Below are 26,311 nucleotides of genomic sequence, written 5' to 3'. Positions count from 1 at the left end.
TCGAATACAGATACAAAGTTTATAGTAGAACATTATTTACAGAAAGAAGACGGAACATATCCGGTAATTCCAAATCGCATTGATGAAAAACAAGGAACAACAGGAACAACTGTATATGATGATGACTACCAGGGTACATTCATTGGATGGATTTACACGTCAGATGATGTCAATAGTGCAGTAATTGTTGCAGGTGGATCAGCAGTTTTGAGATTGTACTATACAACAGAAACAGTGGAGATACCAGTAGCTAAGATTTGGATTGACGGTTTAGAAGAGCCACAATATGAACAGCCAATGTTTAGAGTACAATCTGTTCAAAGGCCAGAAAGCATTGAATTACATTTGATTGATGAAAATGGTGATGTGGCAGCTTCAATAACGATAGAACCAGATGATTATAATAAATGGTCAGGAAGATTTGTATTACCGAAATATGATGGAAACAATAATGTAATAGATTATTCAAATTATACAATTGAAGAGGTTACTCTGGATAATTACATTACAGAAGTAGAAAATTGGGGAATGAGCGATGGCTTTAGAGTTTACAATGTTGAAGCTATTAATGTTCCGGTAACGAAGGTATGGGAAGGTCCTAAAGGAGATGAAGTAACAGTAACTTTGATTGACGCCAATGGTGAACCAACAAATCACACATTGATATTAAATGATGAAAATGAATGGCAGGATTCGTTCAAGTTACCAAAATATGAATATAATCCTGAATACTATTGGATTAGGAACAAGGTTGATTACTCAGAATACAGATTATCAGAATCTGATATTGAAGGCTATACCCCTGGTATAACTGGTAGTGTTGAAGATGGCTTTACTGTTATTAACACAATAGATAAAGTCGAATATACAATAAACTATTTGGAATTGGGTACTGGTTTGCCAGTAGCACCAACTGTAACAAAGTCTGGTATTTATGGAACTCTTGTTACTGAAGTAGCAAAGGATATAGCAAATTACAACAAAGTTGGTCAAACTGAAAAATCAATAACTTTAGGAACAAGCGGAAATGTAATTGATTTTTACTATTCAGAATATGAAGTTATAGAATCTGATTTCTATAAGATTAACTGGATGTATGAAACCGGTTACAACACAAACAATTATAACAAGAGATATGAAGCCGAAGGTGAAGGTACTGTAAGCAACATAACAAATTATGTACAGCTGCATTATGATTCTGGTTATACATATGTAAACTACAATCAAACAGTTGATACAATTGAAATACCAGTTGTTATAGATACCACTTCAGGTTCAGCAATTACTGGAACAGCAATTGAGTATGTAATAACAACTACATTTGATTTGTTCTATGACAGAAACAGGGACGATGATGATGATGACGACGATGAAGATATTCCTGATCCAGAAGTACCGTTGGCAGACCTTGAAAAATTAGATCACTTTGCGTACATAATTGGTTATCCAGAGGGAGATGTTAGACCTCTTAACAATATAACCAGGGAAGAAGTGGCAATGATTTTCTACAGACTGCTGACAGATGAAAGCAGAAACAATTTGTTAAGCGATTCGAATCCATTTACGGATTTAGAAAATCATGGATGGTCAAATCGTGCAATATCAACATTATACAATGCTGGTATAATCAAAGGCTATCCTGATGGAACATTTAAGCCGTCAGATCCTATTAGCAGAGCAGAATTTGCAACTATTGCGGCTAAGTTCGATAAACTAGAGCTAGGCAGTACAAGTAATTTCACAGACATATTTGGTCATTGGGCTGAAAAGTATATAACATCTTCTGAAATCAAGGGATGGATTAAAGGTTATCCAGATTTAACATTTAAACCTGAACAAGATATAACAAGAGCTGAAGCAATGACATTGATTAACAATGTATTGGAAAGAGCAGTTCCGGAAGAAAATATACATCCAGATGCAATGTTCTGGCCGGATAGTACAAGTGATAAATGGTACTTCGAAGCTGTAATGGAAGCAACCAACAGTCACAATTATATATATGAAGAAGACGGTGACGAGCTTTGGACAGGATTAAAGGCTAATAAAGTTTGGCCGTAAGCATAACAATAAAAACAACCACTAATGGTGGTTGTTTTTTTGTTGAATTTTCAGATATTGTAGTCAAGTTGAAATTATGTAGAATAAAGAATATATTCTATAAATTAACATATTTATTTACAAAACATATTAATAAGGGAAATATTTTTTAAAATGTTTATAGTTGCTTTTTTGTGGTATAAATTAAATACAATTTAATATTGGCAAAACTATTGAAAAATAGTGACGCAAAGCTATGAAGTCTAATGTATGAAACTACTATGATAGTTCAGCTGCAAATTAATATAAAATTATTTTGCAGCTTTTTTATTTTAGAAATAACGTTAGAAGAAAATATATCTTTAGCTTTTGTTTAAAAGAACAAAGCAACAATTTTATTGGGATTTTCAAATTTAGAAAGGAGAATAAATTATGAGAAAAATCAATACCCACAAAAGAATATTAGCGATAGTATTATCTGTAATGCTTATAACGCTGGGAATACCATTGACAGCACAGGCAACGACTTCAAATTGGAAACAGTTTGCAGATGAATCTGGCAATCAAAAATGGATAAACGGAGATCTTAACCGAAACAATTCTACATATGCAGAAGGCAGATCTGTCCCACAACGTCTTATATTGAATGATATTACCACAGGCAGTGGAATACACTATGTTGATTTCGAATACCAGTTTACAAAAGGCGGAAAGTATGCCTATGACTTTATAGTAGGTTATGATCAGGCAGAGTCAACATCCGGTCAGATATGGGATGAAGGATGGATATGGTATGACATTGATGAAGAAGACATAGAAAGACTGAACGATAATGTAACATATATTCCTATACCAACAAACAATTATGCTACAGAAAAGGAAGATGCATACGAGGATACTAACGGAGAACGAAGAATCTATATTTTTTCCAATAAACCAATCACGGATGCTTCAATAACCATGAATAACCAGCTGGACGGAAATTCAAATAAAGACAGCACTCTTGGCTTTAAAGTCAGTTGGGAAGGCGATGCTGATGAAGTAATGATTATATATGCTTCTCATATAGCTATGGGTGTTGAAGGGCCAGAAGGCTGGGGCCTTGGCATGGGTGCAAGCGAAATTCATGGGTCACCTTATCACAACAAGCTTGGTCCATACAGCTCCGAATGGAAAGGAAGCAAGTCGCAAGACAATCAACTTCAGATTAAAGATGGAGCAGAGACTGTATATGGAAAAATTGAAGTAACTAAATCAGCTAGTCCGTTGACAATGGCAGAGCCGGGTGGAGAGTTTACTTACACATATGTTGTTAAGAATATTGGAACAGTTCCGGTAACATTGACAAGTGTTGTGGATGACATAATAGGTACCATTGAACTTCCTGCAGATGTAGAACTTGCTCCAGGAGAATCCACAACAGCAATGACAGCCAAATATACGTACACAGACGATGGAGTGTATACAAATACAGTAATTGCAACAGCAAAGGATAATAAAAATAATACAATTACTGATACAGATTCTGCTAATGTAACTGTAACAGATACATTACCAAGTATCACAGTGACAAAGGTGGCAAACCCAACGAGTCTGCCTAAATCAGGCGGAGTGTTCACATATACTTATGTGGTTAAAAATAATGGTATTGTGCCGGTGACAGTAACAAGCGTAGAAGATAATGTAATAGGCACCATAATATTGCCGGCAGACGTAGAACTTGCTCCAGGTGAATCAACAACAGCTATGACAGGAGTTAAAACATACACTGAACCAGGTACTTATTCTAATACAGTAACAGCTAAAGCTGAAGATGATGACGATAATGAAGCCTCAGCCACAGCAGTTGCTTTTGTAACAGTAACAAATTCAGATGCAAGTATTATAGTAACAAAGACAGCAGATCCTATTGTTATGGCAGAGCCTGGTGGAGAGTTCACATATACGTATGTTGTTAAAAATAATGGTAATATACCTGTGACAGTAAAAAGTGTAAGTGATGATGTAATTGGATTGATAACATTGCCATCAGATGTTGAACTTGCACCTGGAGAATCAACAGCAGCAATGACAGGCAAGCACACTTACACAGATGATGGAGTTTATACAAACATTGTAACTGTCAAAGCTGTCAATGGTGAAGAGGAAGTCACCAACACAGCTAGTGCTACAGTAACCGTAACAGACACAAAACCGATTATATCAGTGACAAAGACAGCTAATCCAACAAGTATGGCAGTGCCTGGCGGACAGTTCACATACACATATATAGTTAAAAACATCGGAACAGTACCGGTAACTGTTACAAGCGTTGAAGATAATGTAATAGGCAAAATAAAATTACCTGATGATGTAAATCTCGAACCTGGTGAATCAACTATTGCCATGACAGGCACAAAGATTTATACAGATATAGGAACGTACCCAAATACAGTTGTAGCAAAAGCTGTTGATGATGATGACAATGAAGTAACAGCTTTAGCTAATGTATCTGTAACAGTAACAAGAGTTAATGATCCTGACGACGAAGAGGATGATGAAGATGAAGAGGAAGAAGATGAAGATGACGGCGAAGATGAAGAAGAGGAGTTAATTCCAATAGAAGATCCGGATGTTCCGAGAGGAGAAATATTACAGGCGCCGGATGAGCCGTCTAGCCCAGATGTTCCTGTTGAAGATGAAACAATAGAGGAAAGTGCTGTTCCTAAAGGAACACTTCCTGATACCGGAACGGTATTTAACACGTGGATTTTAGCTGCTATTGGGTTATTTATGATAATAGCTGGTATAATCATAAATAAGAAAAATAAAGTTCAAGGTTAACAATTGCAATAAGGAGGAACGTTAAAGTTCCTCCTATTTAAAAAGGATGATTTTTATGAGAAAATATTTATCACGAATTTTGATAACAGCAGGCTTAATAATAATAGGAATTGCACTGTATCAAAAAGTGAATACCATATATTATCAAAACAAATTAATGAATGAATATGATGAATATATTAGTACGCTTAAAAATCAGGGTACAAATGAAATTGAAGAATCAATAGATGATGTACTTGTTGAAACAGAGGACGATATTCTTGGGGCTAACTTGCAGGTGCCTGAAACCGAAGAAGCAAAAGAATATGATAACTCTGAAGAAAACAATATTACAGAACCCGAAGGTGTTGAAAACTCAAAGCCTGATCTTGTAAAACTATTTGAAAATAAAGAAATCAGTGGCATAATTGAAATACCCAAAATCAATGTAAGTGCTGCAATACTGGAAGGTACTGATGACAGTGCTTTAAAATATGCAGTTGGACATTATCCCGGAACAGTACAGCCAGGCGAAGATGGCAATAGTGTATTGCTGGGACACAGAAATTACGTATATGGGCATTTTTTTAGAAAGCTTGATAAATTGGAAGCAGGCGACAGAGTTGTTATAAAAAAAGATGAAAACATTTATACTTATGTAATTTATGAATCATTTGTAGTGAAGCCGGAGGACACATGGGTATTAGATAAAACATCAGATTCTATTATAACAATGATTACATGCACTCCCATCGGTACATATACAGATAGATTAGTTGTAAGAGGTTCATTGCTGGAAGAAAAAGAAAATCAGTTATAGCCATAAGCGGAGCATAAAATCTCCGCTTATTTTTATGCCTTGTATTTTGCTAGATGGTTATGGAAAATGTTTACATTTAGATAAAAAGAGGTTAAAATAATAACAAGAATTAATCAGTATTCGTCAAAATATGAGTTTGAATTTAAAAATGAGGGGTATAATTAAAATTGGCAAAACTTTAATGTTAAGAGGAGGAAAAATGAAATCATTAAAATTAAAAGATAATATTTATTGGGTGGGGAGCCTTGATCCTGAACTTGAGGTGTTTGACATAATTATGCGCACTGAGTTCGGCACATCATACAATTCATATGTTGTGAAAGGCAGTGAAAAAATCGCGCTGATTGAAACAGTTAAATTGAAATGTTTTGATGATTATCTGGAAAGGTTAAAGGAATTAAATATATCAGCACAAGATGTGGACTACATAATAGTAAATCATACAGAACCTGACCACTCGGGCTCAATTGAAAATCTTGTTAAAATGAACCCTGGCATTCAGGTTGTTGGTTCAAAACAAGCAATTGAATTCATGAATCACATATGCAATACTCAGTTTAAATCCATTGCAGTTAAGGATGGAGATGAATTATCACTGGGTGACAAGACATTTAAATTCATTGATGCAAAGTTCCTGCACTGGCCTGATTCAATGTTTTCTTATTTGAAGGAAGACAAGACATTGTTCACTTGTGACGCTTTTGGAGCTCATTATTCTCTGGACACGGTTCTGCAGAGCACCGTTGTTAACAAAGATGATTATATGGGTGCATTCAAATATTATTTTGATAATATTCTTGCTCCTTTTAAATCTTTTTATCTTCAGGCAATTGAAAGAATTGAAAATCTTGACATAGACATGGTCTGCACAGGACACGGTCCCGTTCTTGATGAAGATCCATGGAAAATTATAAATCTTTCCAAACAATATTCAACAGAAAAGAAGCCATTTGAAGGAAGACTAATTGTGATTCCATATGTTTCTGCATACGGCTACACAAAATCAATGGCTGAAGAAATTGCAAAAGGTATTTCAGAGTCAGGTATCAAGACTGAACTATATGATATGGTTTATGAAGATGAAAAGAAAGTGCTTGATAGAATATACTGGGCAGACGGTGTGCTGTTTGGTTCACCTACAATGGTGGGCGAAGCATTGGAGCCCATATGGAGTATTCTAATAAAAATGTATGCTCCTATTTACAAAGGAAAACATGCTTCTGCTTTTGGTTCATATGGCTGGAGCGGAGAAGCCGTTCCAAACATCATGCAAAGAATCAAGCAAATAAGACTGAAGCCATTCGGTGAAGGCCTGAGAATACGATTTAAACCTTCTGAGGAACAAATAAAAGAAGCATACAATTTCGGTGTGGAATTTGCATATGCTGTTGATCCTAGTGCAAAAAAAGAAACTCAAGCAAAGTGGAAATGTATTGTATGCGGAGCAGTTGTTGAAGGTGAAGAGCCTCCTGCAAAGTGTCCTGTGTGCGGCGTTGGACCTGAAAATTTTGAAAAAATTGAAGAAGAACAATCTATTAAATCAACAAAGGTAAATGAAGCAGCAGTTGCCGGTGATGAACAAAAAACTTTCAGATGGAAATGCACAGTATGCGGTGAAATTATAGAAGGAACAAATCCGCCTGAAGCATGTCCTGTATGCGGAGTGGGACCGGAATATTTTGTAAAGGTTGATGACGAAGGTGCTGAAGAAAATTATGCTGACATCAATGAAAAAATAGTAATCATAGGTGCAAGCGGTGCTGGAATGGCAGCTTGTGTTGAAATAAGGAAAAGAAACAAAATAAGCGACATTACAATTATCTCTAAGGAGAATGTGAAGGGATACTACAGGCCGCAGCTTTCTAAAATGCTGTCAAACGATACAGTAACAGTTGAATCGATGATTATAAAGGATGACAAGTGGCTTGAGGAAAACAAAGTTAATCTCATTCTTGACAAAGTAGTTACATCAATTGATTCAGAAAATAAAACTGTAACACTTGAAAGCGGAGAAAAGATTGAATACACTAAACTCGTAGTTGCATCAGGAGCAGAAGTGTTTGTGCCTCCTTTTGCAGGAAGAGAAAAGAAGGGCGTATTCACACTAAGATATGCCAAGGATGGCAATGACATAAAAGAATATTCAAAAGGCAAGAAAACAGGTGCTGTTATAGGCGGCGGTGTTTTAGGACTTGAAGCAGCCAATGAGTTAAAGAATTTAGGACTTAAGGTTACTGTAATTGAAATGGCAGACAGGATTCTTCCTCGTCAGCTTGATGGTGATGCTTCAAAAATACTTGAAGAAATAGTTGAAAATTCAGGTGTTACATTTTTAAAGGGTGTAGGAACAAAGGAAATCTTAGGCGATGACAAGGTTAAGGGAATACTACTGGACAACGGTGAAACTGTGGATGCGGAAGTTGTAATAGTATCTACTGGAGTCAAAGCAAACACAAAAATTGCAGAAGGAACAGGCATTGAAATTAAAAGGGCCATTGTTGTTAACAGCAAAATGGAAACAGCTGCAAAAGACATATATGCATGCGGGGACTGTGCTGAATACAACGGCATAAATTATGCGTTATGGAGTGAAGCAATTGAGCAGGGAAAAGCAGCAGGAATTAATGTCTTAGGCGGAAGAAGCGAATATGAAACAATAATTCCTTCCACAACTCTAAACGCCTTTGGTTCAAGCGTATTTTCAATAGGTGACATAGGTTCTGATCCTAATGCTGAATACAAAACATTTGAAAAAAATGAAGGCATAAATTACAAGAAGATGTATTTCAAGGAAGGTATACTTGCAGGAGGAATACTAATCGGTGACACTTCACAGACTGTAGACCTTATTCAGGGATTTGAAAACAAAAAGACCATGGAAGAAATGGCCGAAAAATTAAAATAGCAGAAACAAAATTCGCGGATTTATTCCGCGTTTTTTTTTATTTTTGATTACATGTTATGACAAAATATTTTAAAAGTGTATTTTATAATGAATAATGTGATTTCTCAAAAATACTGACGCAGTGTGTATTTATGACAATCATATTATTACATTTTGCGAGGTGGAGATGGTTTATTACGTTGAATATATCTTCGCTGAAAATTTTTTGATTGATTTCATATTGCTTTTCATAACAGGAAAACTCTTAAAAAAAACAATCATATACAGGAGGTTGATCATTTCCTCTGTCCTTGGTGCAGTGTACGTAATTTTGACTGCATATATAGGCAGAGAATTTATGACATATTTCATAGTCAAGTTCAGCGTTTCGGTTTTAATGGTAATGATTGCTTATGATTCCAGAGGAATTGCAGCAAATTTAAGAGCTATAATAGCCTTTTACATCACATCACTCTTGATGGTTGGAATTATAACCGCTTTGTACTATCTGGACTATGACAAGTTGACTGTTAATGCAATTGTATGCTCAATTTTTATGGGCTATGCAGCGTTGCATTTCTTTTTTAAAGAAATAAAAGCCAAAATTGAGAAACATAATTACATGAGAAATGTGGAAATAACAGTCAACAACAAAAGCAAAATACTGAGGGCGTACATTGATACTGGAAACGAACTTACAGAACCAATGAGCGGAAAACCTGTAATAGTTGCAAATATGGAATGCATTAAGAACCTTTTAAGCAAAGAACTGTATGAGGAAATACTAATCTGCTGCAAGAATGAAAAAAACAGTTACGAAAATCTGCTAAACATGAAGAGCGATGTTAATCTCAGGATTGTTAAATACAACACCATAAGCAGCATAGGCGAAAATATGATTTGCCTGGTGCCTGATAATATTGAAATAACAGATGATAAAAATAATATTGTCAAGACAGATGCAGTAATAGGAATTTATCCTGGAAGAATAAGCAAGAAGGATGACTACGATGCGCTGCTGTTTAAAAAATTGCTAGAATTGGAGAGGGAAACAAATAATGAGTATGTTAAATCATGTTAAAGATTTTTATAATAAAATACTTAACTTTATAATAGAAAAGTTTGGTTCTGACAAGGATATATTTTATATTGGCGGAAGTGACACTCTTCCTGCCCCTTTGTCTCAGGATGAAGAAAGAGAAGTAATCAACAGGCTCAAGGATTCGGATGATGCAAAAGCTATTCTCATTGAACACAATCTTAGGCTTGTGGTGTACCTTGCCAAGAAATTTGAATCCACAGGCATAAATGTAGAGGATTTGATTTCAATTGGAACAATCGGACTCATAAAAGCTGTCAACACATTTAAAGTTGAAAAAAATATTAAGCTTGCAACATATGCATCAAAGTGCATTGAAAATGAAATATTGATGCACTTAAGGCGCGTTGGTAAGGCAAAGACAGAAATTTCACTGGATGAACCACTGAACATTGACTGGGACGGAAATGAACTTTTGCTGTCTGATATTTTGGGAACAGAAGAAGACATTGTATTCAAAGACATGGAAAATGAAGTTGATTTGACGCTTCTCAATGAGTCCATTAAAAAACTGAACAAAAGGGAATACATGATAATGAAACTCAGGTTTGGTCTTAACAATTCAAGAAGCTTCACTCAGAAAGAAGTCGCTGACATGCTTGGAATCTCTCAATCCTACATATCACGCCTTGAGAAAAAGATACTGAGTAGACTAAAAAAGGAAATCAACAAGGCTGTATAAAAAGTATATACACGGTAATAATTTTAAAGGGGGATAATTTTTTATAAGGGGAAAAACGACGATGATAAACAAAGTAGTTATATGTGGCGTTAATACTTCTCAATTGCCTACAATAAAAACATCAGAAATGAGAGGTATGATAAAGAAAATCCAAGAAGGCGACAATGAGCTAAGAGAACAGTTTATTAATGGCAATTTAAGGCTAGTGCTAAGCGTGATTCAAAGATTTAATTCGAAAAACGAGCCAGTTGATGATTTGTTTCAAATCGGATGCGTTGGTCTTATAAAAGCAATTGATAATTTTGACTTGTCTCTTGACGTTAAGTTTTCTACATATGCTGTGCCCATGATTATAGGGGAAATTAGAAGGTATCTAAGAGACAACAATTCAATCAGGGTATCAAGGTCCATGAAGGATACAGCCTACAAGGCACTGCAGGTAAGAGAAAGGCTTACGGCAGTCAATTCTCAGGAACCTACAATAGCTGAAATAGCAAATGAAATTGGCGTTGACAAAGAAGAAATCATATTTGCTTTAGAGTCCATTCAAGAGCCTGTATCGTTGTTTGAACCCATTTACAATGACGGAGGAGATGCTCTTTACGTTGTGGATCAGGTCAAGGATGAAAAAAACATAGACGAAAGATGGATTGAAAAAATCACTTTAGAGGACAGCATAAGCAATTTGTCAGAAAGAGAAAGGCAAATAGTCGACATGCGTTTTTATAAAGGAAAGACTCAAATGGAAGTAGCCGAAGAAATAGGAATATCTCAGGCCCAGGTGTCCCGTCTTGAAAAATCGGCATTGACACAACTTAAAAAAGGGTTCAGGTGAAACAGTTAATAAAAATTAAGAGTTAAGAATTAATAATTAAGAATTAATGTTGGAACGCGTAGGCGTTCCTTCTTTTAACTCTTCACTCTTCACTCTTAATTCTTAATTTGTGACTATTTATTCTGAAATTCTAATGAACAGTGAATTTTTGGCATATTTTGTACAATCGGACATACCTTGTAATATATGCTGTGAAGGGGTGATTCTATGACAAATTACTGGGACATGATTGAAAAAGATGTTGTTAATATCAAAAACGGTGAAGTTTTAGGCAGATTTGACGATGTGGAAATAGACACAAGGGCAGGAAAAATTTCAGCATTTTATATAGAAGAAGCAAGCAAGTTCATGGGTATGCTGGGAAAATCAAAATCACGAAAAATAAAGTGGGAAGAAATACTAAAAGTTGGCATGGATGTTATTATAGTAAACGTCGACGATGATGAAAACAACGCAAGAATAAAAGACATGCTGGACTGACAGCGTTAAAATATTCCTTGAATTGAAATATAAGTTTGCAAAATGCTTATAGAGGTATACCCTGCTGCAAATATCTATGTTAATTTTCAAGAATAAATAAAACAGACCTAATTAGAACTACTTAGGTCTGTTTTTGTGTCTCAATTAGACTTAATGAATATACTTTTAATGCTATTGAACATAAAATAATATTAATGAAATTAAAGTGATTCACAAAATTGAAGATAGGCAAGGGGGTAAAAATGAGCAAAAAAACTATTATTAAAGTTATAACGCTTCTTATTCTTCTGTATTCACTGAACGTGTCACCGGCATATGCATGGAAAGTTAAAACACATGTATACTCTGCAAATTTAATTTTAGAGGATGTCAGTGATGGATTTGTTGAAATAAAACCTTATGGTGAATTTGAAGTGTTGCCTGAATATGCAGAAATACTCAGGCAGTATCCGGAATATTACAGAGCTGGTGCACTAGGGCCGGATCTTATGCCGGATATCTTAATCGGACAGACCATATTTCATCCCGGCAACACTTATCAAACACCGGGAGACATGATTAATACGTTTTGGCACTTGGCTAATGAGCTGCCGGATTATGTTCCATCTCAGATGCAGCAGTCTATGAGCAACTATATAAGTTCAACTGTTCAAATTGATGTTATTCCGCCGGAAGATGAAAATGATCCTGCAAATGATTTTTTAAGGATGAACAATAAACAACAGGCAAAAGCTTATGTCCTTGGTTTTATGGCACATGCAGCCGGAGATTATTTCGGACACAGCTACATCAATAAATGGGCTGAAAAACCATGGCCAAATGTAGTTGATGGAATCAATGCACAAGAAAAAAATATTATAAAGCGACATTCAGCATTAGAAGCATACATTGATTCACAGATTCCTTCAAAGTATAAGACAAACCAATATAATTTAATTAGGGTTCCGCAAAGATTTTTGTTTGATACAATGTTGGTTGACGGAGAATTAAATCTGCATAACATTGCACTGGACAGCAGGATGGCTCAATTTTTCGGAGATACTGAGTGTGTGCCTCCCCACCTGGAACTATTCTTTGCAATCCGTGATGCCTGTGCAAGCAGAATCGAAACAATAAATAACAACAAAAACGGAAATGCATGGGATCAGTTTGTTTGGGGAATTTCTCTGCAATCTGCTCAAAAAGCATATTGTGAAGCATGGATTGAAGATATAGACAGGGGTCTTGGCGCGTGGATAGATGCCAATGAAAGGGCTGCTCAGACAATGGTTATTGATGGAAACGGCATGGAGCAGTACAAGGATGAGCTGAAGAAATGGTATGACGAGCACTTTTTGAGCATGCTTGGTTATCCTGATGTGGCAGTCAGTGTAAAAAACGATTTAGGCAGTGTTTCTGATTTCATAATGGAAATCGTGCCGAATTCTGTTGAACAGGATTATAAGACTGCAAAGCAGGATGCTATAAACTATGCTGTTAAAAAAGCATTTAACATAGACCTCAATGAATGGATGACTCTTTTAAATCCGCCGCTCAGTTCAATGCAGACAGGCGGACTATTCCCTTCAGGATCTTTCGATACAATCAATCAGGAAATGGGAAATTTTGCAACATGTACAAATACCAATGACCAGGAATTTGCTCCATTCAAAAACACGCTCACGTTAATGAAGCTGACATTGATTGGGGAGCCAGGCATACAGGAGTTGAGAAGAGTATCCGGTTCTGGTGGATCACTGACATTTCCACCTTTTAAAAATACCATGACATATTTCATCAGAAACATGGATGTGGGATATGATTGGAATAGTGGATCACCCCTAATGGGTTTCTTCATGTGGGGAAGCAATGAAGACAAGAACAAAATATTGAATTTAATATTTGATTTGGATCCTGAAGGTGTAAGGCCAACATTTTCAGATATGACACAGGGACCAATAGAAATTGTTCCTGGACCACGCGAATATGGGTCAGTTCCTGATATATATGTCAAATATCAAAATGCACCTAATCAAATCAATGCAACCATAGGCTTGTATTCAACAGACAGCTTCATTAAAAATCCTGAGCAATGGAAAAACATCGCAGGCAAAGTAAACAGTGATTTTCTTGTTACAACTCCAGGAAAAGCAGGAACATATCATTTCAGAATCTATGACAACAACAATGTATTGCTGGCAGTGAGCAATGAAATTGAAGTTGTTGCAGTAGAAGAAAACAATAATTCCTCTCAAACGACTACAACTACTTCACCTGATACAAACACTCAACCACCACCAACCGTTGACAATGGCGCATTAAATGGTGATGGTTTAGATTTGACCTACTATAGAAGCCGGGTAAATGAAACTTTAAATGTAACTGTTACAGGAAGACTGGATGGATCAGTCTGGGGCAACGGTATTTATACGGATGATTCTGATGTTTCCACAGCAGCTGTCCATGCAGGAATAGTAAAACATGGTGAAACAAAGACAGTGAGGGTAACCATTTTGCCCGGTCAGCTTAGCTATGAAGGCAGCTGGAGGAACGGAGTTCGTTCAGAAGAATATATAGAATTTGATGGCAGCTTTAAATTTACCGACGTAAGTCTGCCGCTTTCTGAACAAGGTTTAACGGAAGGAATAGGAACCACTACTCGTGAAGAAGACTTGTATCTTGTAGAATATCAAGGAATGCATGGTACTGTAATAAATCTCATAGTAACCGGAGATATGGAAGGTGATGTGTGGGGTACCGATGTTTATACTGATGATTCAGACATTTCAGCAGCAGCTGTTCATGCAGGAATTTTAAAAGTTGGAGAGACAAAGACAATCAGCATTACAATACTTCCAGGACAAAGTTCATATAGAGGGACCTTAAGAAACGGTGTAGAATCAGGTGATTATGGAGAGTGGGACGGAAGCTTCAAATTTAATGGCGCAACGGTGTCAACGGACGCACATACGTATCCTTAAGATTTGCAGCTGAAAACCTTAATACAAAGGTTTATTGGATAAATTCAACAAGAGAGGCAGTAATAATTTATTGATTCATATTAATAATTATGGGGATGATTTATCATCCCCATGACTTTATAGTATTTGTTTAAATCTCGGCTTCCGAATGGTTCATTCTAATTCTTCAACAAGGAGTTTATTGTTTGTTTTGTCCATTCCTCAGCACTGAGGATTGTTTCTATTGAATCTATTTTTTCTTTTTTGTGCATGTTCATAACTTTTTCATTTAAGTTTCCTATGTCAAGGAAACTTATTTTTTATCCAAAAACAAGCCGACACATACTTCATTTGAAGCATTCAGCACAGCCGGCATTGTTCCGCCTTCTTTAAGGGAGTCAAAAGCAAGCCTTAAACACTTGAAAACTTCCAGGTCAGGCTTTTCAAATGTCAGACTGCCTATTTCTGAAAGAGAAAGGCTCTTGTAGCTGTTATATGAGCGTTTTGGATAAAAAAGAGCAAACTGTATTGGTACTCTCATGTCCGGAAGTCCAAGCTGAGCAATGGTTGAATGATCACAGAACTCAACACCCGAATGTATTATGCTCTGAGGGTGTACCACAACTTCAATTTGTTCCGGCTCTACGTCGAATAAAAACTTTGCTTCAATAACTTCAAGTCCTTTGTTCATAAGTGTTGCTGAGTCAATGGTGATTTTTTTCCCCATGGACCAGTTAGGATGTTTGAGGGCATCTTCAACTTTGACATTTTTTAAAAGATCAGTGGTTTTTCCCCTGAATGGTCCTCCGGAAGCTGTGAGGACTATTTTATTTATTGATTTTTTGTCATTAGCCATTAGGCTTTGGAAAATTGCGCTGTGTTCGCTGTCAACAGGAAGTATTGGAGCATGATATTGTCTTGCAAGGTTCATTATGTAATCTCCACCTGTTACTAATGTTTCCTTGTTTGCCAGTGCTATAGTTTTTCCCTTTTTTATTGCTGCAACTGTCGGCTTGAGACCTATCATTCCTGATACAGCAGTTACTATTATTTCACTCTTTTCATATTCTGCCGTTGCTATTAATCCGTCCATTCCAGACATTATTTCTGTCTTCATGTTGGATGGAAGAATGTTTTTTAAGGCAGATGCTTTTTCTTCGTTCATTACGCAGCAAAGCATTGGCGAAAATTCAATTATTTGTTCTCTTAAAAGTTCTATGTTGTTATTACCTGTAATTGCGCACACCTTCAGCTCATCTGCATGTTCGCGGACAACATCAAGAGTCTGGGTTCCTATGGAACCGGTGGAACCAAGTATACTTATATATTTCATGGCTTCTCCTTATTGTTTATGTAATTTTTAATTAGTATTTATTTTATGAGTTACATTTTATCACAAAGACTATTACTTGCATAGCAAAATTAGGAAATTGCAATGATGTTCAAAATATTATGCTTACGAATTGTTTTATTTAAAAAAACACTTGTAATAATTTTGAGAACAGTATATCATATAGTATTATATCAAAGTACACGGAGGATAAAATGTTTCAAAGTTATGAAAGCACTAGAAACTCAAATATTCTTTCAACAGCGTCAAAAGCGGTACTGAAGGGCATAGCAGACGACGGCGGCTTGTACGTAATGAGGAATATTGAAGATAAAAATATTGACATAGAACTGCTTCAAGGCAAGAGCTACATAGAAATTGCAGAAGAGATTTTAAGTATGATGCTTGATGATTTTCCAAAAGATAAAGTTAAAGAATGCGTCAAGAATGCATACACAGGCAAATTCAGCACTGATGAAATAACTCCTGTTGTAAAGGCTGGAGATTCATATGTATCAGAACTTTTCCACGGACCTACATCAGCATTCAAGGATGTGGCTTTGTCCATATTGCCGCACCTTTTGACTACAGCATATGATATGAACGATTTGAAGGGTGAGGTAATAATTCTTACAGCAACATCGGGAGACACAGGAAAAGCAGCTCTTGAAGGATTCAAGGATGTAAAGGGTACAAAAATAATTGTGTTTTATCCTGATGGTGGGGTCAGCCAGGTTCAAAAAGCACAGATGGCCACACAGGAAGGAACAAACACATATGTTTGTGCAATAAAAGGAAATTTTGATGATGCCCAGACAGGCGTTAAGAACATATTTGCAAATGAAAATTTAAGAGACGAGCTTGAAAAAAGAAATGAAATGTTTTCATCGGCAAATTCAATAAACATAGGAAGACTCGTTCCGCAAATCGTATATTATTTTTATGCCTACATGAAGCTTGTAGAATCAAATAGCATTAAAATTGGGGACAAGGTTAATTTTGCAGTTCCCACAGGAAATTTCGGAAACATTCTGGCAGGCTATTATGCCAAGAATCTTGGACTCCCTGTAAATAAACTAATTTGCGGATCAAATGAAAACAACGTGCTATATGATTTTATAAGGACTGGAATTTATGACAAAAACAGAGAATTCCACAAAACCATTTCTCCATCCATGGACATTCTTGTTTCAAGCAACCTTGAAAGGCTATTGTACTATGTAAGCGGCAAGGACAACAATACTATAAAAAACTTAATGGAACAGCTTAATACTACTGGAAAGTACGAAGTAAGTGATGAAATGAAAAAAGTCATCAGTGAGGAATTTTACGCTAATTGCGTTTTCAAGAATGAAACTGAAGAAACAATAAAAAATGTATTCGAAAAATACGGATATCTTCTTGACACCCACACAGCTGTTGCATATAAGGTGCTGGAAACATACAAAAATGAAACAAATGATAATACAACGAGCATTGTTTTGTCCACTGCAAGTCCGTACAAGTTTTCAAAAAGTGTGTACGAATCACTTTACCATGAAACAAACAGCGACGAGTTCGAAATAATGCAGGAGCTTTCCGAAAAAACAGGAGTGAAAATACCTGAAAACCTAAAAGGATTAAAGGAAAAGACAGTGCTTCATAAAGAAGTGTGTGAAAAAGATGAAATGGAAATCTACGTGAGAAAAATCGCAATTAAATAGGAGATGAAAATGGTAAGAGTTACTGTACCTGCAACTACAGCAAATATAGGGCCGGGCTTTGACACTTTGGGGCTTGCTCTTAACATGTACAATGTTTACAATTTTGAAGAAATAGAACAAGGGCTTATTATAGAAGGCTGCCCTGATGAATATAATAATGAAGACAACTTGATTTACAAATCATTTGTCATTGCTGCAAAGGAAATGGGAAAAGAAGTAAAAGGTCTTAAAATTTCCATGAATACTGAAATTCCGGTTTCAAGAGGACTTGGAAGCAGCTCAGCCTGCATAGTAGGAGGAGTATATGGAGCCAATGAGCTTCTTCATGGAGGGTTGTCAAAGGATGAACTCTTTAAAATTGCAGTAAAAATTGAAGGACATCCCGATAACATCGCTCCTGCTGTTTACGGTGGACTAACTGCCTCATTAGTGGAGGATGACAAGACTTACTGCATGAAGTACAACTTAAGCGAGAAACTTAAATTTTGCTCCCTCATACCTGACTTTGAAACATCAACATGCGAAGCAAGAAAACTTCTACCTCAGGATGTGACCTTCAAGGATGCGGTTTTTAATATTTCAAGAGCAGCAGTGCTGTTAAAGGCCCTGGAGGAAGGTAACTTTGAAGTAATAAGTGTATCTCTCAAGGACAAACTTCACCAAAAATACAGAAAATCTCTAATTCACCAGTATGATGAAGTGAAAAAAATCTGTATTGAAAATAAATCAGATGCATTTTTCATAAGTGGTTCGGGGCCTACTTTGATGAACATAATTCAAAATCCTGAATTTACAAACAGAATAAAAGTGAGTATAATGAATCTAGAACATAATTGGATTGTCAAGTATCTGGAGGCAGACAAGTATGGAGTGATTGTAGAACAAATATGATGAATAAAAATTATTTTAAATAAAGAGGTGGATTTATGTTAAAGAAGTATTTAATTGTAAGCAAGAAAATATTGCCGGATGTATATGAGAAGGTTATTGAAGCCCGTAACCTGATTAATAACGGCAATGTAAAGGGAATCAGCGAAGCAGTAAAAAAGGTTGGAATAAGCAGGAGCACTTATTATAAGTACAAAGATTATGTTTTTTCTCCTTCTGAGAATTCAATCGGAAGAAAAGCAGTTATTTCCATGATGTTAAGACATGAGAAGGGTGTTCTTTCAAATGTATTGAATTACATGTCGTCAGAAAATGCAAATATACTAACAATAAACCAAAGCATTCCAATTAACGGCAAGGCTTCGGTGAATGTATCATTAGACATTTCTGACATAAGCAAGTCAATTGATGATATCATAACAGAAATGAAATCAATAAAAGGTATAAGTTCTGTAAAACTGTTGTCAATCGAGTAGGAGAAAGCTATGTATGGATTGGTTTTAGAAGGCGGAGGCGCAAAAGGTTCCTACCATGTAGGAGCATACAAGGCTCTTATGGAGCTTGGCGTAGAAATAGGTGGAATTGCAGGAACTTCAATAGGAGCCATAAATGGAGCACTGATGGTTCAGGGGGATTACGAGCTTTTAGAAAAAGTGTGGTACAATGTAAATTCCCATGAACTGTTTGATATTGACGAGAAAGCAATAGATAATATTAAAAATTTCAATCTGCAGGAAATAAATTTTTCCTATCTAATCCACCAGTCAAAGGAAATTTTAAACAACCGCGGGCTTGATACAACAAAAATGAGGGAGCTCTTTGACACGTATGTTGATGAGGATAAAATCAGAAAGTCAAACATCGACTTTGGAATTGTAACAGTCAACATGACAGACAAAAAGCCTCTTGAACTTTATAAAGAAGATATTCCTGAAGGCAAACTTGTTGATTTTCTCTTGGCAAGTGCAAATCTACCTGCTTTCAGGATGGAAGAGATGGACGGCAAGAAATATCTGGACGGTGGATTTTATGACAATCTTCCAATAGGTCTTCTTGCAAAAAAAGGATTCAAAAACATAATTGCCGTAAGGACAATGGCAATAGGAATTGTAAAAAAGGTAAAAACTAAGGACTTAAACATCATCTACATACAGCCTGCCGTAGGTCTGGGTGGAATGCTCGGTTCACTTGATTTCAACAGGGAAAAGGCAGTAGAACTTATTAAGCTTGGATATTACGACACCATGAAGGTTTTCAAACGCCTTAAAGGATACAGATACTACTGCACTCCATATGAAGGTGATTTCATCCAAGTGTTGGTGGATTTTTTGTTACAGCATAAGGAAAAGATTGAAAATATAGGAATAATGCTGGGTTTTGAAGACGTCTACGATGAAAGAATGCTTTTTGAAAAAATACTTCCAAGGGTTGAATCCATCCTTGACATGAAGGGAAAGAACGATTATCAGGACATATTGCTTCGTCTCACGGAAAGAATAGCTGAAAAATATGACATGGAAAGATATAAAATTTATTCAGCCAAGGAATTTATGGAGGTTACTGCAAAGAAGTTTATTGAAAAGCCGCTTCCGTTCACAAAAAATGTTCCTGCATTTGTAAAGAGAAACAAAATATTGTCCCTGGCGGTAAAAGAAGATATAATATCAGAAATTTTCGCAGAAATATTTTTATAAATTAACAATGAAGAATTAAGAGTTAAGAATTAAGAATTAAATGAAAAATCAGGGCGCAAGCCCTGATTTAGTTTTATAATGAGTTGTCGATAATTTACATGTCGCGGTGAAATGTAAATCACGGGTTGTAGGGGAGGACCTCGTGTCCTCCCGAAGATATAAGTTCCTGAATTAATAACAGCGGGCTGGCACAAGACCAGCCCCTACGTAATGATAGTCAATGTTAGTATGAATCAGAGGTTGTCATTTTTTAAAACTCATAACTCTTAATTCTTCACTATTAATTATTAATTATTAAAGTAGTCTGTTATTCCGGCTGCTATTTTTTCAACAACTATATTTTGAAAGCTTGAGTTGTGAATGTTCATTTCTTCCTTTGGATTAGACATGAATCCTATTTCTATTAAAGCTGCCGGAGTCTTTGTTTCCCTTAGGACCTCGTAGTTTCTGTCAAGTATACCGTCTCTGTATACACCGTTAACCGTCACGGCATTTAAATAAATTGATTCAGCTAAATTGTATCCATACTTCTTATCTTTAAAATTCTTTGTGTTGTAGTAAGTTGACAAACCAAAATAATCGCTGTTGTTAAGTGAGTTGTGGTGTATGGAAAGAAGTATGTCGCATCCAAGTTTGTCTGCCATTCGTCCTCTTTCTGAATTTTTTATGTATGTGTCACCGTTTCTGGTGAGATAAACCGTTGCTCCAAGACTTTCAAGCTTTTCTTTAAGCATCAGTGCAACATCCATGTTCACATATTTTTCAAACTTTCCGGTGAAGCTAATACTGCCCGGGTCTTTGCCGCCGTGTCCAGGATCAAGAAGTATTTTTTTGCCTGACAATGGGAGAACTTCCTTTAAATAAGAATTGTTGCACCAGCCCACGTTTCCTTTTTTATCAACAATTTTGTCCCATCCGTTTTCTGTATCAACAACTGTTACGGCTGAGCCTTTTTTTATTGATAGTACTTTTTTGTCTTTTGTTGAAGGGCCTGTCCTTATATTAAGATCATCGGTGGTTTTTTTGTAAGAAACGGTTCCTTCAGAATAATAGTTCATGTTGTATGAAGTAAGCCACGCAGCAACATATCCCAACTGTCCGTCAGGAAGTTTTAATTTAAGCCAGCCGCTTTTTTCTCCACATACTTCAAAACTGTCATATTTGTTTCCTTGTGCAATAACACTTCCGCTGATACTGTCAATATCCCTGATGTTGATGTTGTCATAAAGAAAATATATTTTTTCAGATTCATCATATTCAATATCTGTAAGCCAGCTTGCTATGTAATATTCCTTGCCCTTGTATTCGATTATGTGCCAGCTGTGATATGTATCTATGTATTTTGCCTTTTCTCCTGGCGAAAGCTGTCCCACTTGTTTTGAAGTTGTGGTAGGGGCTGTCCTTATGTTAATCATGTGTTCTGTGTTGTTCTTAACATATTTATCAGCTGGAACAGTAACGAAATATTTTTCAATCCAGCCTGTTTTTCCGTCTTGAGTTTTTACATTGTACCAGTCTTCACTTTCCTTGACTATGGAAATCCTGCTGTTAATTTTCAATGTGTCAACAACGTTTGAGGTATAATTATCGCTTTTGTACAGGGCAATGTTTGAGATGTTCGTGTAGCCGATTTCATCGCCTAGAGCCTCAGGCATTGACAATGCAAGGATAATTGAAGCAAGTAGTAATATTTTTTTCATATTTTACCCCCTTTTTGAATGAATTTAATATTGCTGTCAATGTATGAAAATTATAACATTTATCGACAAAATAAACCATTACAGTTTAATTACATTAAAAAATTGTTCGCGAAAAAATAACTTGATAGTCAACAAACTGTATTATATAATGATTTTAAAGTCACGAGGGGAGAGATTTCTTATGAAACTTTATAATACACTTTCAAGATCTATTGAAGATTTTAAGCCTATAGATGAAAATTTAGTAAAAATGTATACATGCGGACCTACTGTATATAATTATGCTCATTTGGGCAATTTAAGGATGTACATACATGAGGACGTGCTTGAAAAAACTTTGAGATACATAGGTTATCCTGTGAAAAGAGTCATGAACATAACAGACGTGGGACATCTGGAGTCGGATGCCGACGACGGCGAAGACAAAATGCTCAAGGGTGCAAAAAGGGAAAACAAGACTGTGTGGGAAATTGCTCAGCACTACACGGATGCTTTTTTTAGAGACATAGAAAAACTCAACATTAAGAAAGCCGATGTTGTAGCAAAAGCAACAGATTATATAGATCAATACATTGAATTCATTAAAGGACTGGAGAAAAAAGGCTTCACGTACATTGCAAACGGAAATGTGTATTTTGACATAACAAAGGTCGAAAACTACACAAAACTTTCCGGCATGGACCTAGAACAGCTCAGAACTGCTTCCAGGGAAGATGTGGATGTGGATGTTCACAAGAAAAATCCTCAGGATTTTGTTTTATGGTTCACAAAATCCAAGTTTGAAAACCAGGCAATGAAATGGGATTCTCCATGGGGAGTGGGTTATCCGGGCTGGCATATTGAATGCTCGGTAATAAGTCTCGTAAATCTAGGAGAACAAATGGATATTCACTGCGGAGGCGTTGATCACATACCAGTTCACCACACAAATGAAATAGCTCAAACTGAAAGCTATACAGGAAAAGAATGGGTTAAGTACTGGTGGCACGGTGAATTTTTAATTGACAACGATGGAAAAATGAGCAAATCAAGCGGAGAGTTCCTGACACTGTCCCTAGTTGAGAAAAAGGGCTTTAATCCTTTGGCTTACAGATACTTTGTCCTTAACTCTCATTACAGAAAACAGCTTGCATTTTCTTTTGATTCACTTGCTTCAGCAGAAAATGCATACACTAAATTAAAAAGCAGAGTTAAGTCAATAAAAGAAAATGCTGACAACAAACAGGCAAATGAACAGGCAGCTGAAAGATACAAGGAAGAATTCAAAAAATGCCTTGAAGATGATTTAAACACTGCAAATGCCATTACTGTATTGTTTGACATGCTCAAGACTGATGAATTAAATAGCAGCCAGAAATTAGATCTTGTTGCTGATTTTGAAAAAGTTTTGTCTCTTGATTTGTTGAAGGAAGAAACAATTGAAATACACGACGAACTTGCCGAATACATTGAAGAAATGATACAAAAAAGACAGGACGCCAAGAAAAACAAAGACTATCAGCTGGCAGATTCCATAAGAGCAGAGCTTTTGGAAAAGGGAATAGTGCTGGAAGATACAAGACAGGGTGTAAATTGGAAGAAAATAAATTAGAATTTGAAAAAGAAATGCTTGTATCAGCAAGCAAAAAATCATCAAAAAATACGACTATGTATTCACCTGCACAACTAGCTTATGCAGGTGATGCTGTTTATGAGATGCTGGTGAGAAGCTACATCATAAAAAATAACGACATTAACGTAAATAAAATGCACCGCCTCACTGTGAAATTTGTAAAGGCAAAGGCACAGGCTTATATTGTAAGTAAGCTTGACAATGAACTTACAGATGAGGAAAAAACAATTGTAAAAAGAGGAAGAAATGCCAAAGTAACATCATCCCCCAAAAATGCAGAGCTTATGGATTACAGATATGCCACAGGTTTTGAAGCCTTGGTGGGATACTTGTATTTAAATGATGAACTGGACAGGTTGATGGAGCTTTTTGATAAAATTATTGAAATAATTGAAAAGGATGAAGAACATGAGAATAATTGAGGGTAAAAACCCGGTAATGGAAGCGCTTAGAAGCGATGCCCAGATAGATACAATATTAATAAGCAGGGAAGCTGCCCAGGGCTCCATGAACAAAATACTTGAACTTGCCAAGGCAAAGAACATACTGGTTAAAAATGTTGACAAGGCACTTTTAGACAGATTGAGTGAAAACAAAAGACACCAGGGAATCATAGCAGAAGCCATGGAATATGAATACAAGGATATTGATGATATACTTGACTTTGCTAAACAAAGAGGCGAAAAACCTTTTGTTATAATTCTTGATGAAATAACTGACGTTCATAATCTCGGAGCAATAATCCGTACAGCGGAATGTCTGGGAGCACACGGAGTAATCATTCCCAAAAGAAGGGCTGCACAGGTAAACGGAGTTGTTGCAAAATCTTCGGCAGGAGCTGTTGAGTTTCTTCCTGTTGCAAGAGTCACAAACATAGTAAATGCAATTGAAGAACTTCAAAAAAAGGGACTGTGGATTTACGGTGCCGATATGGCAGGTAACAATGTAGGCGATGAAAAATTTGATGTTCCTGTTGGACTTGTCATAGGAAATGAGGGCTCAGGAATAGGCAGGCTTGTAAAAGAAAAATGCGACACTCTTGTAAAAATTCCTATGAAGGGAAAAATCAACTCATTGAATGCATCCTGTGCTGCTTCCATAATAATTTATGAAGTGATGAAGCAAAGGAACATTTAAAATGCCAAGGACTAAAAAAGAATACCTGTTTATTGACGGGTACAACATTATTAATCAATGGCAATATTACAGGGATGTAAAAAACATTGCAAACAGTAGAAACAAACTTATTGAACTTTTAATAGAATACCAGGCATACACAGGACTGAAGGTTATTGTGGTTTTTGACGCGCATCTTGTTAAGGGAAGTCTTGAAAAAACGGAAAGGTATGCAGGCGTTGAAGTTGTTTATACAAAGGAACATGAAACAGCAGACAGCTACATTGAAAAACAGCTTGATAAAATAGGAAGATATGAAAGAGTTCAGGTAGCAACATCTGACAGCGCAATTCAGCAAATAGTCATTTCCAGAGGCGGAACTAGAATTTCTGCTCATGAAATGATATTGGAAATTGAAAACACTAAAAAGGATATAAGAACAAAAACCGAGAAACCTCGACAAAAAGGAACAAATATTGACCTTGTTTTAGACTCTGATACTTTGGAAAAATTGGAAAAGCTCAGAAGAAGCATGTAAGGTGTTGACATTAAATGTAATTGTAGATATAATTTCCATATAATTGAAAGAATTTTGCGGAGGACAGTATGATACCGGTTGTTTTATTTGACAACTATATTTATAACTTTGATGAATATGATAATTTTTCCGATGAAGAGCTGGTAGAAAAGAGAAATGCCGGAGATAAATATGCCGAAGAATGTCTGTATAAAAGATATACATATATAGTCAAGAGAATAACCAGTTCTTTCTTCATTATAGGCGGCGGGAAAGATGATTTGTTCCAGGAAGCAATGATTGGTCTCATTAAGGCAGTTAATAGCTATGATGGAAAATTTGGAGCGAAGTTCAAGACATATGCTGAAGTGTGCGTAAGAAGACAGGTAATTTCTGCCATTAGAAAAACTAGCACTCATATGGTTAAGGGTATTTCTCTGTATGATTATATTGAATCGGAAAACGATTCTAAGGCTTTTGATTATTATTTTAGTTCAGAAAATCTTAATCCAGAAATTGTATACATTAATGAAGAAGAGAAAAACTTATATTATGAACAGGCAAAGAAAATTCTAAGTAGATTCGAAATAGAAGTACTTACGGAATATGAAGAAGGCAAGAGTTACGAGGAAATATCGCAAGTCCTGAACAAGAGCATTAAATCCATAGACAATGCACTGCAAAGAGTTAAAAGAAAAATCTGCAACAACAAAGAAAAAATGTATATGATTAATTGAGGGCGTAAGCCCTTTTATTATGCCATGACCCAAACATTGCAGGTATTCAAATGCAATGAGTTTATATTTGTAGAGCAGCGAGTTTATAAATTTGTGTATGAGACTAGTATCACCTGCTCAAAATGTTCTATAAAATTGCTATTCTGCGATTTTTACTATTGATTTATTTTTACTTTGTTGGTATAATAAATTTTGCTAACAAAGAAGTGACGTAATGCCTATGTAGCTCAGGCGGTAGAGCACTACATTGGTAATGTAGAGGTCGGCAGTTCGAGTCTGCTCGTAGGCTCCAAATCTTATTTAAAAAAATTATAACTCGGGAGGAATAAAATGGCAAAGCAGAAATATGAAAGAACCAAACCACACGTTAACATTGGTACAATTGGCCACGTTGACCATGGTAAGACTACTTTAACAGCAGCAATTACAAAGA

General features: G+C 36.1%; 20 protein-coding genes, 1 tRNA gene, 2 pseudogenes and 1 riboswitch. Of the genes and pseudogenes, 21 read left to right on the top strand and 2 right to left on the bottom strand.

Features of this window, described 5'->3' with window-relative positions:
* From BN358_RS00470 to BN358_RS28545, 10 genes and pseudogenes are all read left to right on the top strand, one after another.
* Positions 1 to 2,061, top strand: a 2,061-nt coding sequence (locus BN358_RS00470) for an S-layer homology domain-containing protein (protein WP_040581809.1), incomplete at its 5' end; no start/stop codon positions are given.
* Between the two features lie 192 nt (positions 2,062 to 2,253).
* Positions 2,254 to 2,341: riboswitch (cyclic di-GMP riboswitch) on the top strand.
* A gap of 131 nt (positions 2,342 to 2,472) precedes the next feature.
* The gene (locus tag BN358_RS00465) at positions 2,473 to 4,863 is read left to right on the top strand and encodes an LPXTG cell wall anchor domain-containing protein (RefSeq protein WP_019227364.1); all 2,391 of its coding nucleotides are present in this window, start codon (positions 2,473 to 2,475) and stop codon (positions 4,861 to 4,863) included.
* A gap of 55 nt (positions 4,864 to 4,918) precedes the next feature.
* Positions 4,919 to 5,662, top strand: a complete 744-nt coding sequence (locus BN358_RS22120; protein ID WP_198018330.1) for a class D sortase — start codon at positions 4,919 to 4,921, stop codon at positions 5,660 to 5,662.
* Between the two features lie 199 nt (positions 5,663 to 5,861).
* A complete protein-coding gene (locus BN358_RS00455) occupies positions 5,862 to 8,567 on the top strand; it encodes an FAD-dependent oxidoreductase (protein WP_019227362.1) in 2,706 nt (901 codons plus the stop codon).
* 166 nt (positions 8,568 to 8,733) lie between these two features.
* The gene (locus BN358_RS00450) at positions 8,734 to 9,627 is read left to right on the top strand and encodes a sigma-E processing peptidase SpoIIGA (RefSeq protein ID WP_019227361.1); all 894 of its coding nucleotides are present in this window, start codon (positions 8,734 to 8,736) and stop codon (positions 9,625 to 9,627) included.
* Positions 9,605 to 10,327, top strand: a complete 723-nt coding sequence (gene sigE, locus BN358_RS00445) for an RNA polymerase sporulation sigma factor SigE (protein ID WP_019227360.1) — start codon at positions 9,605 to 9,607, stop codon at positions 10,325 to 10,327. The genes BN358_RS00450 and sigE overlap by 23 nt, the downstream gene beginning before the upstream one ends.
* 61 nt (positions 10,328 to 10,388) lie before the next feature.
* Positions 10,389 to 11,162 carry an RNA polymerase sporulation sigma factor SigG gene (gene sigG, locus BN358_RS00440; protein ID WP_019227359.1) on the top strand — a complete coding sequence of 258 codons (774 nt, stop codon included), beginning with the start codon at positions 10,389 to 10,391 and terminating at the stop codon, positions 11,160 to 11,162.
* A gap of 207 nt (positions 11,163 to 11,369) precedes the next feature.
* Complete coding sequence (locus BN358_RS00435; RefSeq protein WP_019227358.1) at positions 11,370 to 11,642, top strand: YlmC/YmxH family sporulation protein; 273 nt, start codon at positions 11,370 to 11,372, stop codon at positions 11,640 to 11,642.
* Positions 11,643 to 11,884: 242 nt separating this feature from the next.
* Positions 11,885 to 14,602 carry an LCCL domain-containing protein gene (locus tag BN358_RS22115; protein ID WP_019227357.1) on the top strand — a complete coding sequence of 906 codons (2,718 nt, stop codon included), beginning with the start codon at positions 11,885 to 11,887 and terminating at the stop codon, positions 14,600 to 14,602.
* Positions 14,603 to 14,616: 14 nt separating this feature from the next.
* Positions 14,617 to 14,676, top strand: a pseudogene (locus tag BN358_RS28545) (hypothetical protein); the annotation flags it as partial.
* 84 nt (positions 14,677 to 14,760) lie between these two features.
* Here the strand turns inward: BN358_RS28545 and BN358_RS00425 are convergent.
* Positions 14,761 to 15,914 (bottom strand): annotated as a pseudogene (locus BN358_RS00425) (1-deoxy-D-xylulose-5-phosphate reductoisomerase).
* Positions 15,915 to 16,126: 212 nt separating this feature from the next.
* Between BN358_RS00425 and thrC the strand changes: the two are divergent.
* The 4 genes from thrC to BN358_RS00405 are packed head-to-tail and all read left to right on the top strand — an operon-like array spanning position 16,127 to position 20,196.
* Complete coding sequence (gene thrC, locus BN358_RS00420) at positions 16,127 to 17,614, top strand: threonine synthase (RefSeq protein ID WP_019227355.1); 1,488 nt, start codon at positions 16,127 to 16,129, stop codon at positions 17,612 to 17,614.
* Between the two features lie 9 nt (positions 17,615 to 17,623).
* Positions 17,624 to 18,505, top strand: a complete 882-nt coding sequence (gene thrB, locus BN358_RS00415; protein WP_019227354.1) for a homoserine kinase — start codon at positions 17,624 to 17,626, stop codon at positions 18,503 to 18,505.
* Positions 18,506 to 18,540: 35 nt separating this feature from the next.
* The gene (locus tag BN358_RS00410) at positions 18,541 to 18,978 is read left to right on the top strand and encodes an ACT domain-containing protein (protein ID WP_019227353.1); all 438 of its coding nucleotides are present in this window, start codon (positions 18,541 to 18,543) and stop codon (positions 18,976 to 18,978) included.
* A 9-nt stretch (positions 18,979 to 18,987) separates the two neighbouring features.
* Positions 18,988 to 20,196 (top strand): patatin-like phospholipase family protein, encoded by a 1,209-nt coding sequence (locus BN358_RS00405; RefSeq protein WP_019227352.1) that lies wholly within the window; start codon positions 18,988 to 18,990, stop codon positions 20,194 to 20,196.
* A 287-nt stretch (positions 20,197 to 20,483) separates the two neighbouring features.
* Here BN358_RS00405 and BN358_RS00400 read toward each other — a convergent pair whose 3' ends face one another.
* Positions 20,484 to 21,896: an N-acetylmuramoyl-L-alanine amidase gene (locus BN358_RS00400; RefSeq protein ID WP_019227351.1), complete on the bottom strand. Its 1,413-nt coding sequence runs from the start codon at positions 21,894 to 21,896 to the stop codon at positions 20,484 to 20,486.
* A gap of 181 nt (positions 21,897 to 22,077) precedes the next feature.
* Here BN358_RS00400 and cysS point away from each other — a divergent pair, with 181 nt between their 5' ends.
* From cysS to BN358_RS22700, 7 genes are all read left to right on the top strand, one after another.
* The gene (gene cysS, locus BN358_RS00395) at positions 22,078 to 23,487 is read left to right on the top strand and encodes a cysteine--tRNA ligase (RefSeq protein WP_019227350.1); all 1,410 of its coding nucleotides are present in this window, start codon (positions 22,078 to 22,080) and stop codon (positions 23,485 to 23,487) included.
* The gene (locus tag BN358_RS00390; RefSeq protein WP_019227349.1) at positions 23,469 to 23,930 is read left to right on the top strand and encodes a Mini-ribonuclease 3; all 462 of its coding nucleotides are present in this window, start codon (positions 23,469 to 23,471) and stop codon (positions 23,928 to 23,930) included. The genes cysS and BN358_RS00390 overlap by 19 nt, the downstream gene beginning before the upstream one ends.
* Positions 23,917 to 24,645, top strand: coding sequence for a 23S rRNA (guanosine(2251)-2'-O)-methyltransferase RlmB (gene rlmB, locus BN358_RS00385; RefSeq protein WP_019227348.1), 729 nt, complete (start codon positions 23,917 to 23,919; stop codon positions 24,643 to 24,645). Before BN358_RS00390 ends, rlmB begins: the two co-directional genes overlap by 14 nt.
* Position 24,646: 1 nt before the next feature.
* Complete coding sequence (locus BN358_RS00380; RefSeq protein WP_019227347.1) at positions 24,647 to 25,162, top strand: NYN domain-containing protein; 516 nt, start codon at positions 24,647 to 24,649, stop codon at positions 25,160 to 25,162.
* Between the two features lie 68 nt (positions 25,163 to 25,230).
* Positions 25,231 to 25,878 carry a sigma-70 family RNA polymerase sigma factor gene (locus BN358_RS00375; RefSeq protein ID WP_019227346.1) on the top strand — a complete coding sequence of 216 codons (648 nt, stop codon included), beginning with the start codon at positions 25,231 to 25,233 and terminating at the stop codon, positions 25,876 to 25,878.
* Between the two features lie 216 nt (positions 25,879 to 26,094).
* A tRNA-Thr gene (locus BN358_RS00370) sits at positions 26,095 to 26,170 on the top strand.
* A 38-nt stretch (positions 26,171 to 26,208) separates the two neighbouring features.
* On the top strand, positions 26,209 to 26,311 hold a 103-nt coding region (locus BN358_RS22700; protein WP_019227345.1), incomplete at its 3' end, for a GTP-binding protein.

The sequence above is a fragment of the Sedimentibacter sp. B4 genome, assembly GCF_000309315.1.
Lineage (GTDB): Bacteria > Bacillota > Clostridia > Tissierellales > Sedimentibacteraceae > Sedimentibacter > Sedimentibacter saalensis.
This window is presented reverse-complemented; position numbering and strand designations above follow the sequence as displayed.

Coding starts and splice junctions, on each gene's coding strand:
- BN358_RS22115 (WP_019227357.1), top strand. CDS start 11,885: ATGAGCAAAAAAACTATTATTAAAGTTATAACGCTTCTTATTCTTCTG.
- BN358_RS00405 (WP_019227352.1), top strand. CDS start 18,988: ATGTATGGATTGGTTTTAGAAGGCGGAGGCGCAAAAGGTTCCTACCAT.
- BN358_RS00400 (WP_019227351.1), bottom strand. CDS start 21,896: ATGAAAAAAATATTACTACTTGCTTCAATTATCCTTGCATTGTCAATG.
- BN358_RS00380 (WP_019227347.1), top strand. CDS start 24,647: ATGCCAAGGACTAAAAAAGAATACCTGTTTATTGACGGGTACAACATT.
- thrB (WP_019227354.1), top strand. CDS start 17,624: ATGGTAAGAGTTACTGTACCTGCAACTACAGCAAATATAGGGCCGGGC.
- BN358_RS22120 (WP_198018330.1), top strand. CDS start 4,919: ATGAGAAAATATTTATCACGAATTTTGATAACAGCAGGCTTAATAATA.
- cysS (WP_019227350.1), top strand. CDS start 22,078: ATGAAACTTTATAATACACTTTCAAGATCTATTGAAGATTTTAAGCCT.
- thrC (WP_019227355.1), top strand. CDS start 16,127: ATGTTTCAAAGTTATGAAAGCACTAGAAACTCAAATATTCTTTCAACA.
- sigG (WP_019227359.1), top strand. CDS start 10,389: ATGATAAACAAAGTAGTTATATGTGGCGTTAATACTTCTCAATTGCCT.
- BN358_RS00375 (WP_019227346.1), top strand. CDS start 25,231: ATGATACCGGTTGTTTTATTTGACAACTATATTTATAACTTTGATGAA.
- BN358_RS00455 (WP_019227362.1), top strand. CDS start 5,862: ATGAAATCATTAAAATTAAAAGATAATATTTATTGGGTGGGGAGCCTT.
- sigE (WP_019227360.1), top strand. CDS start 9,605: ATGAGTATGTTAAATCATGTTAAAGATTTTTATAATAAAATACTTAAC.
- BN358_RS00435 (WP_019227358.1), top strand. CDS start 11,370: ATGACAAATTACTGGGACATGATTGAAAAAGATGTTGTTAATATCAAA.
- BN358_RS00410 (WP_019227353.1), top strand. CDS start 18,541: ATGTTAAAGAAGTATTTAATTGTAAGCAAGAAAATATTGCCGGATGTA.
- BN358_RS00465 (WP_019227364.1), top strand. CDS start 2,473: ATGAGAAAAATCAATACCCACAAAAGAATATTAGCGATAGTATTATCT.
- rlmB (WP_019227348.1), top strand. CDS start 23,917: ATGAGAATAATTGAGGGTAAAAACCCGGTAATGGAAGCGCTTAGAAGC.
- BN358_RS00450 (WP_019227361.1), top strand. CDS start 8,734: ATGGTTTATTACGTTGAATATATCTTCGCTGAAAATTTTTTGATTGAT.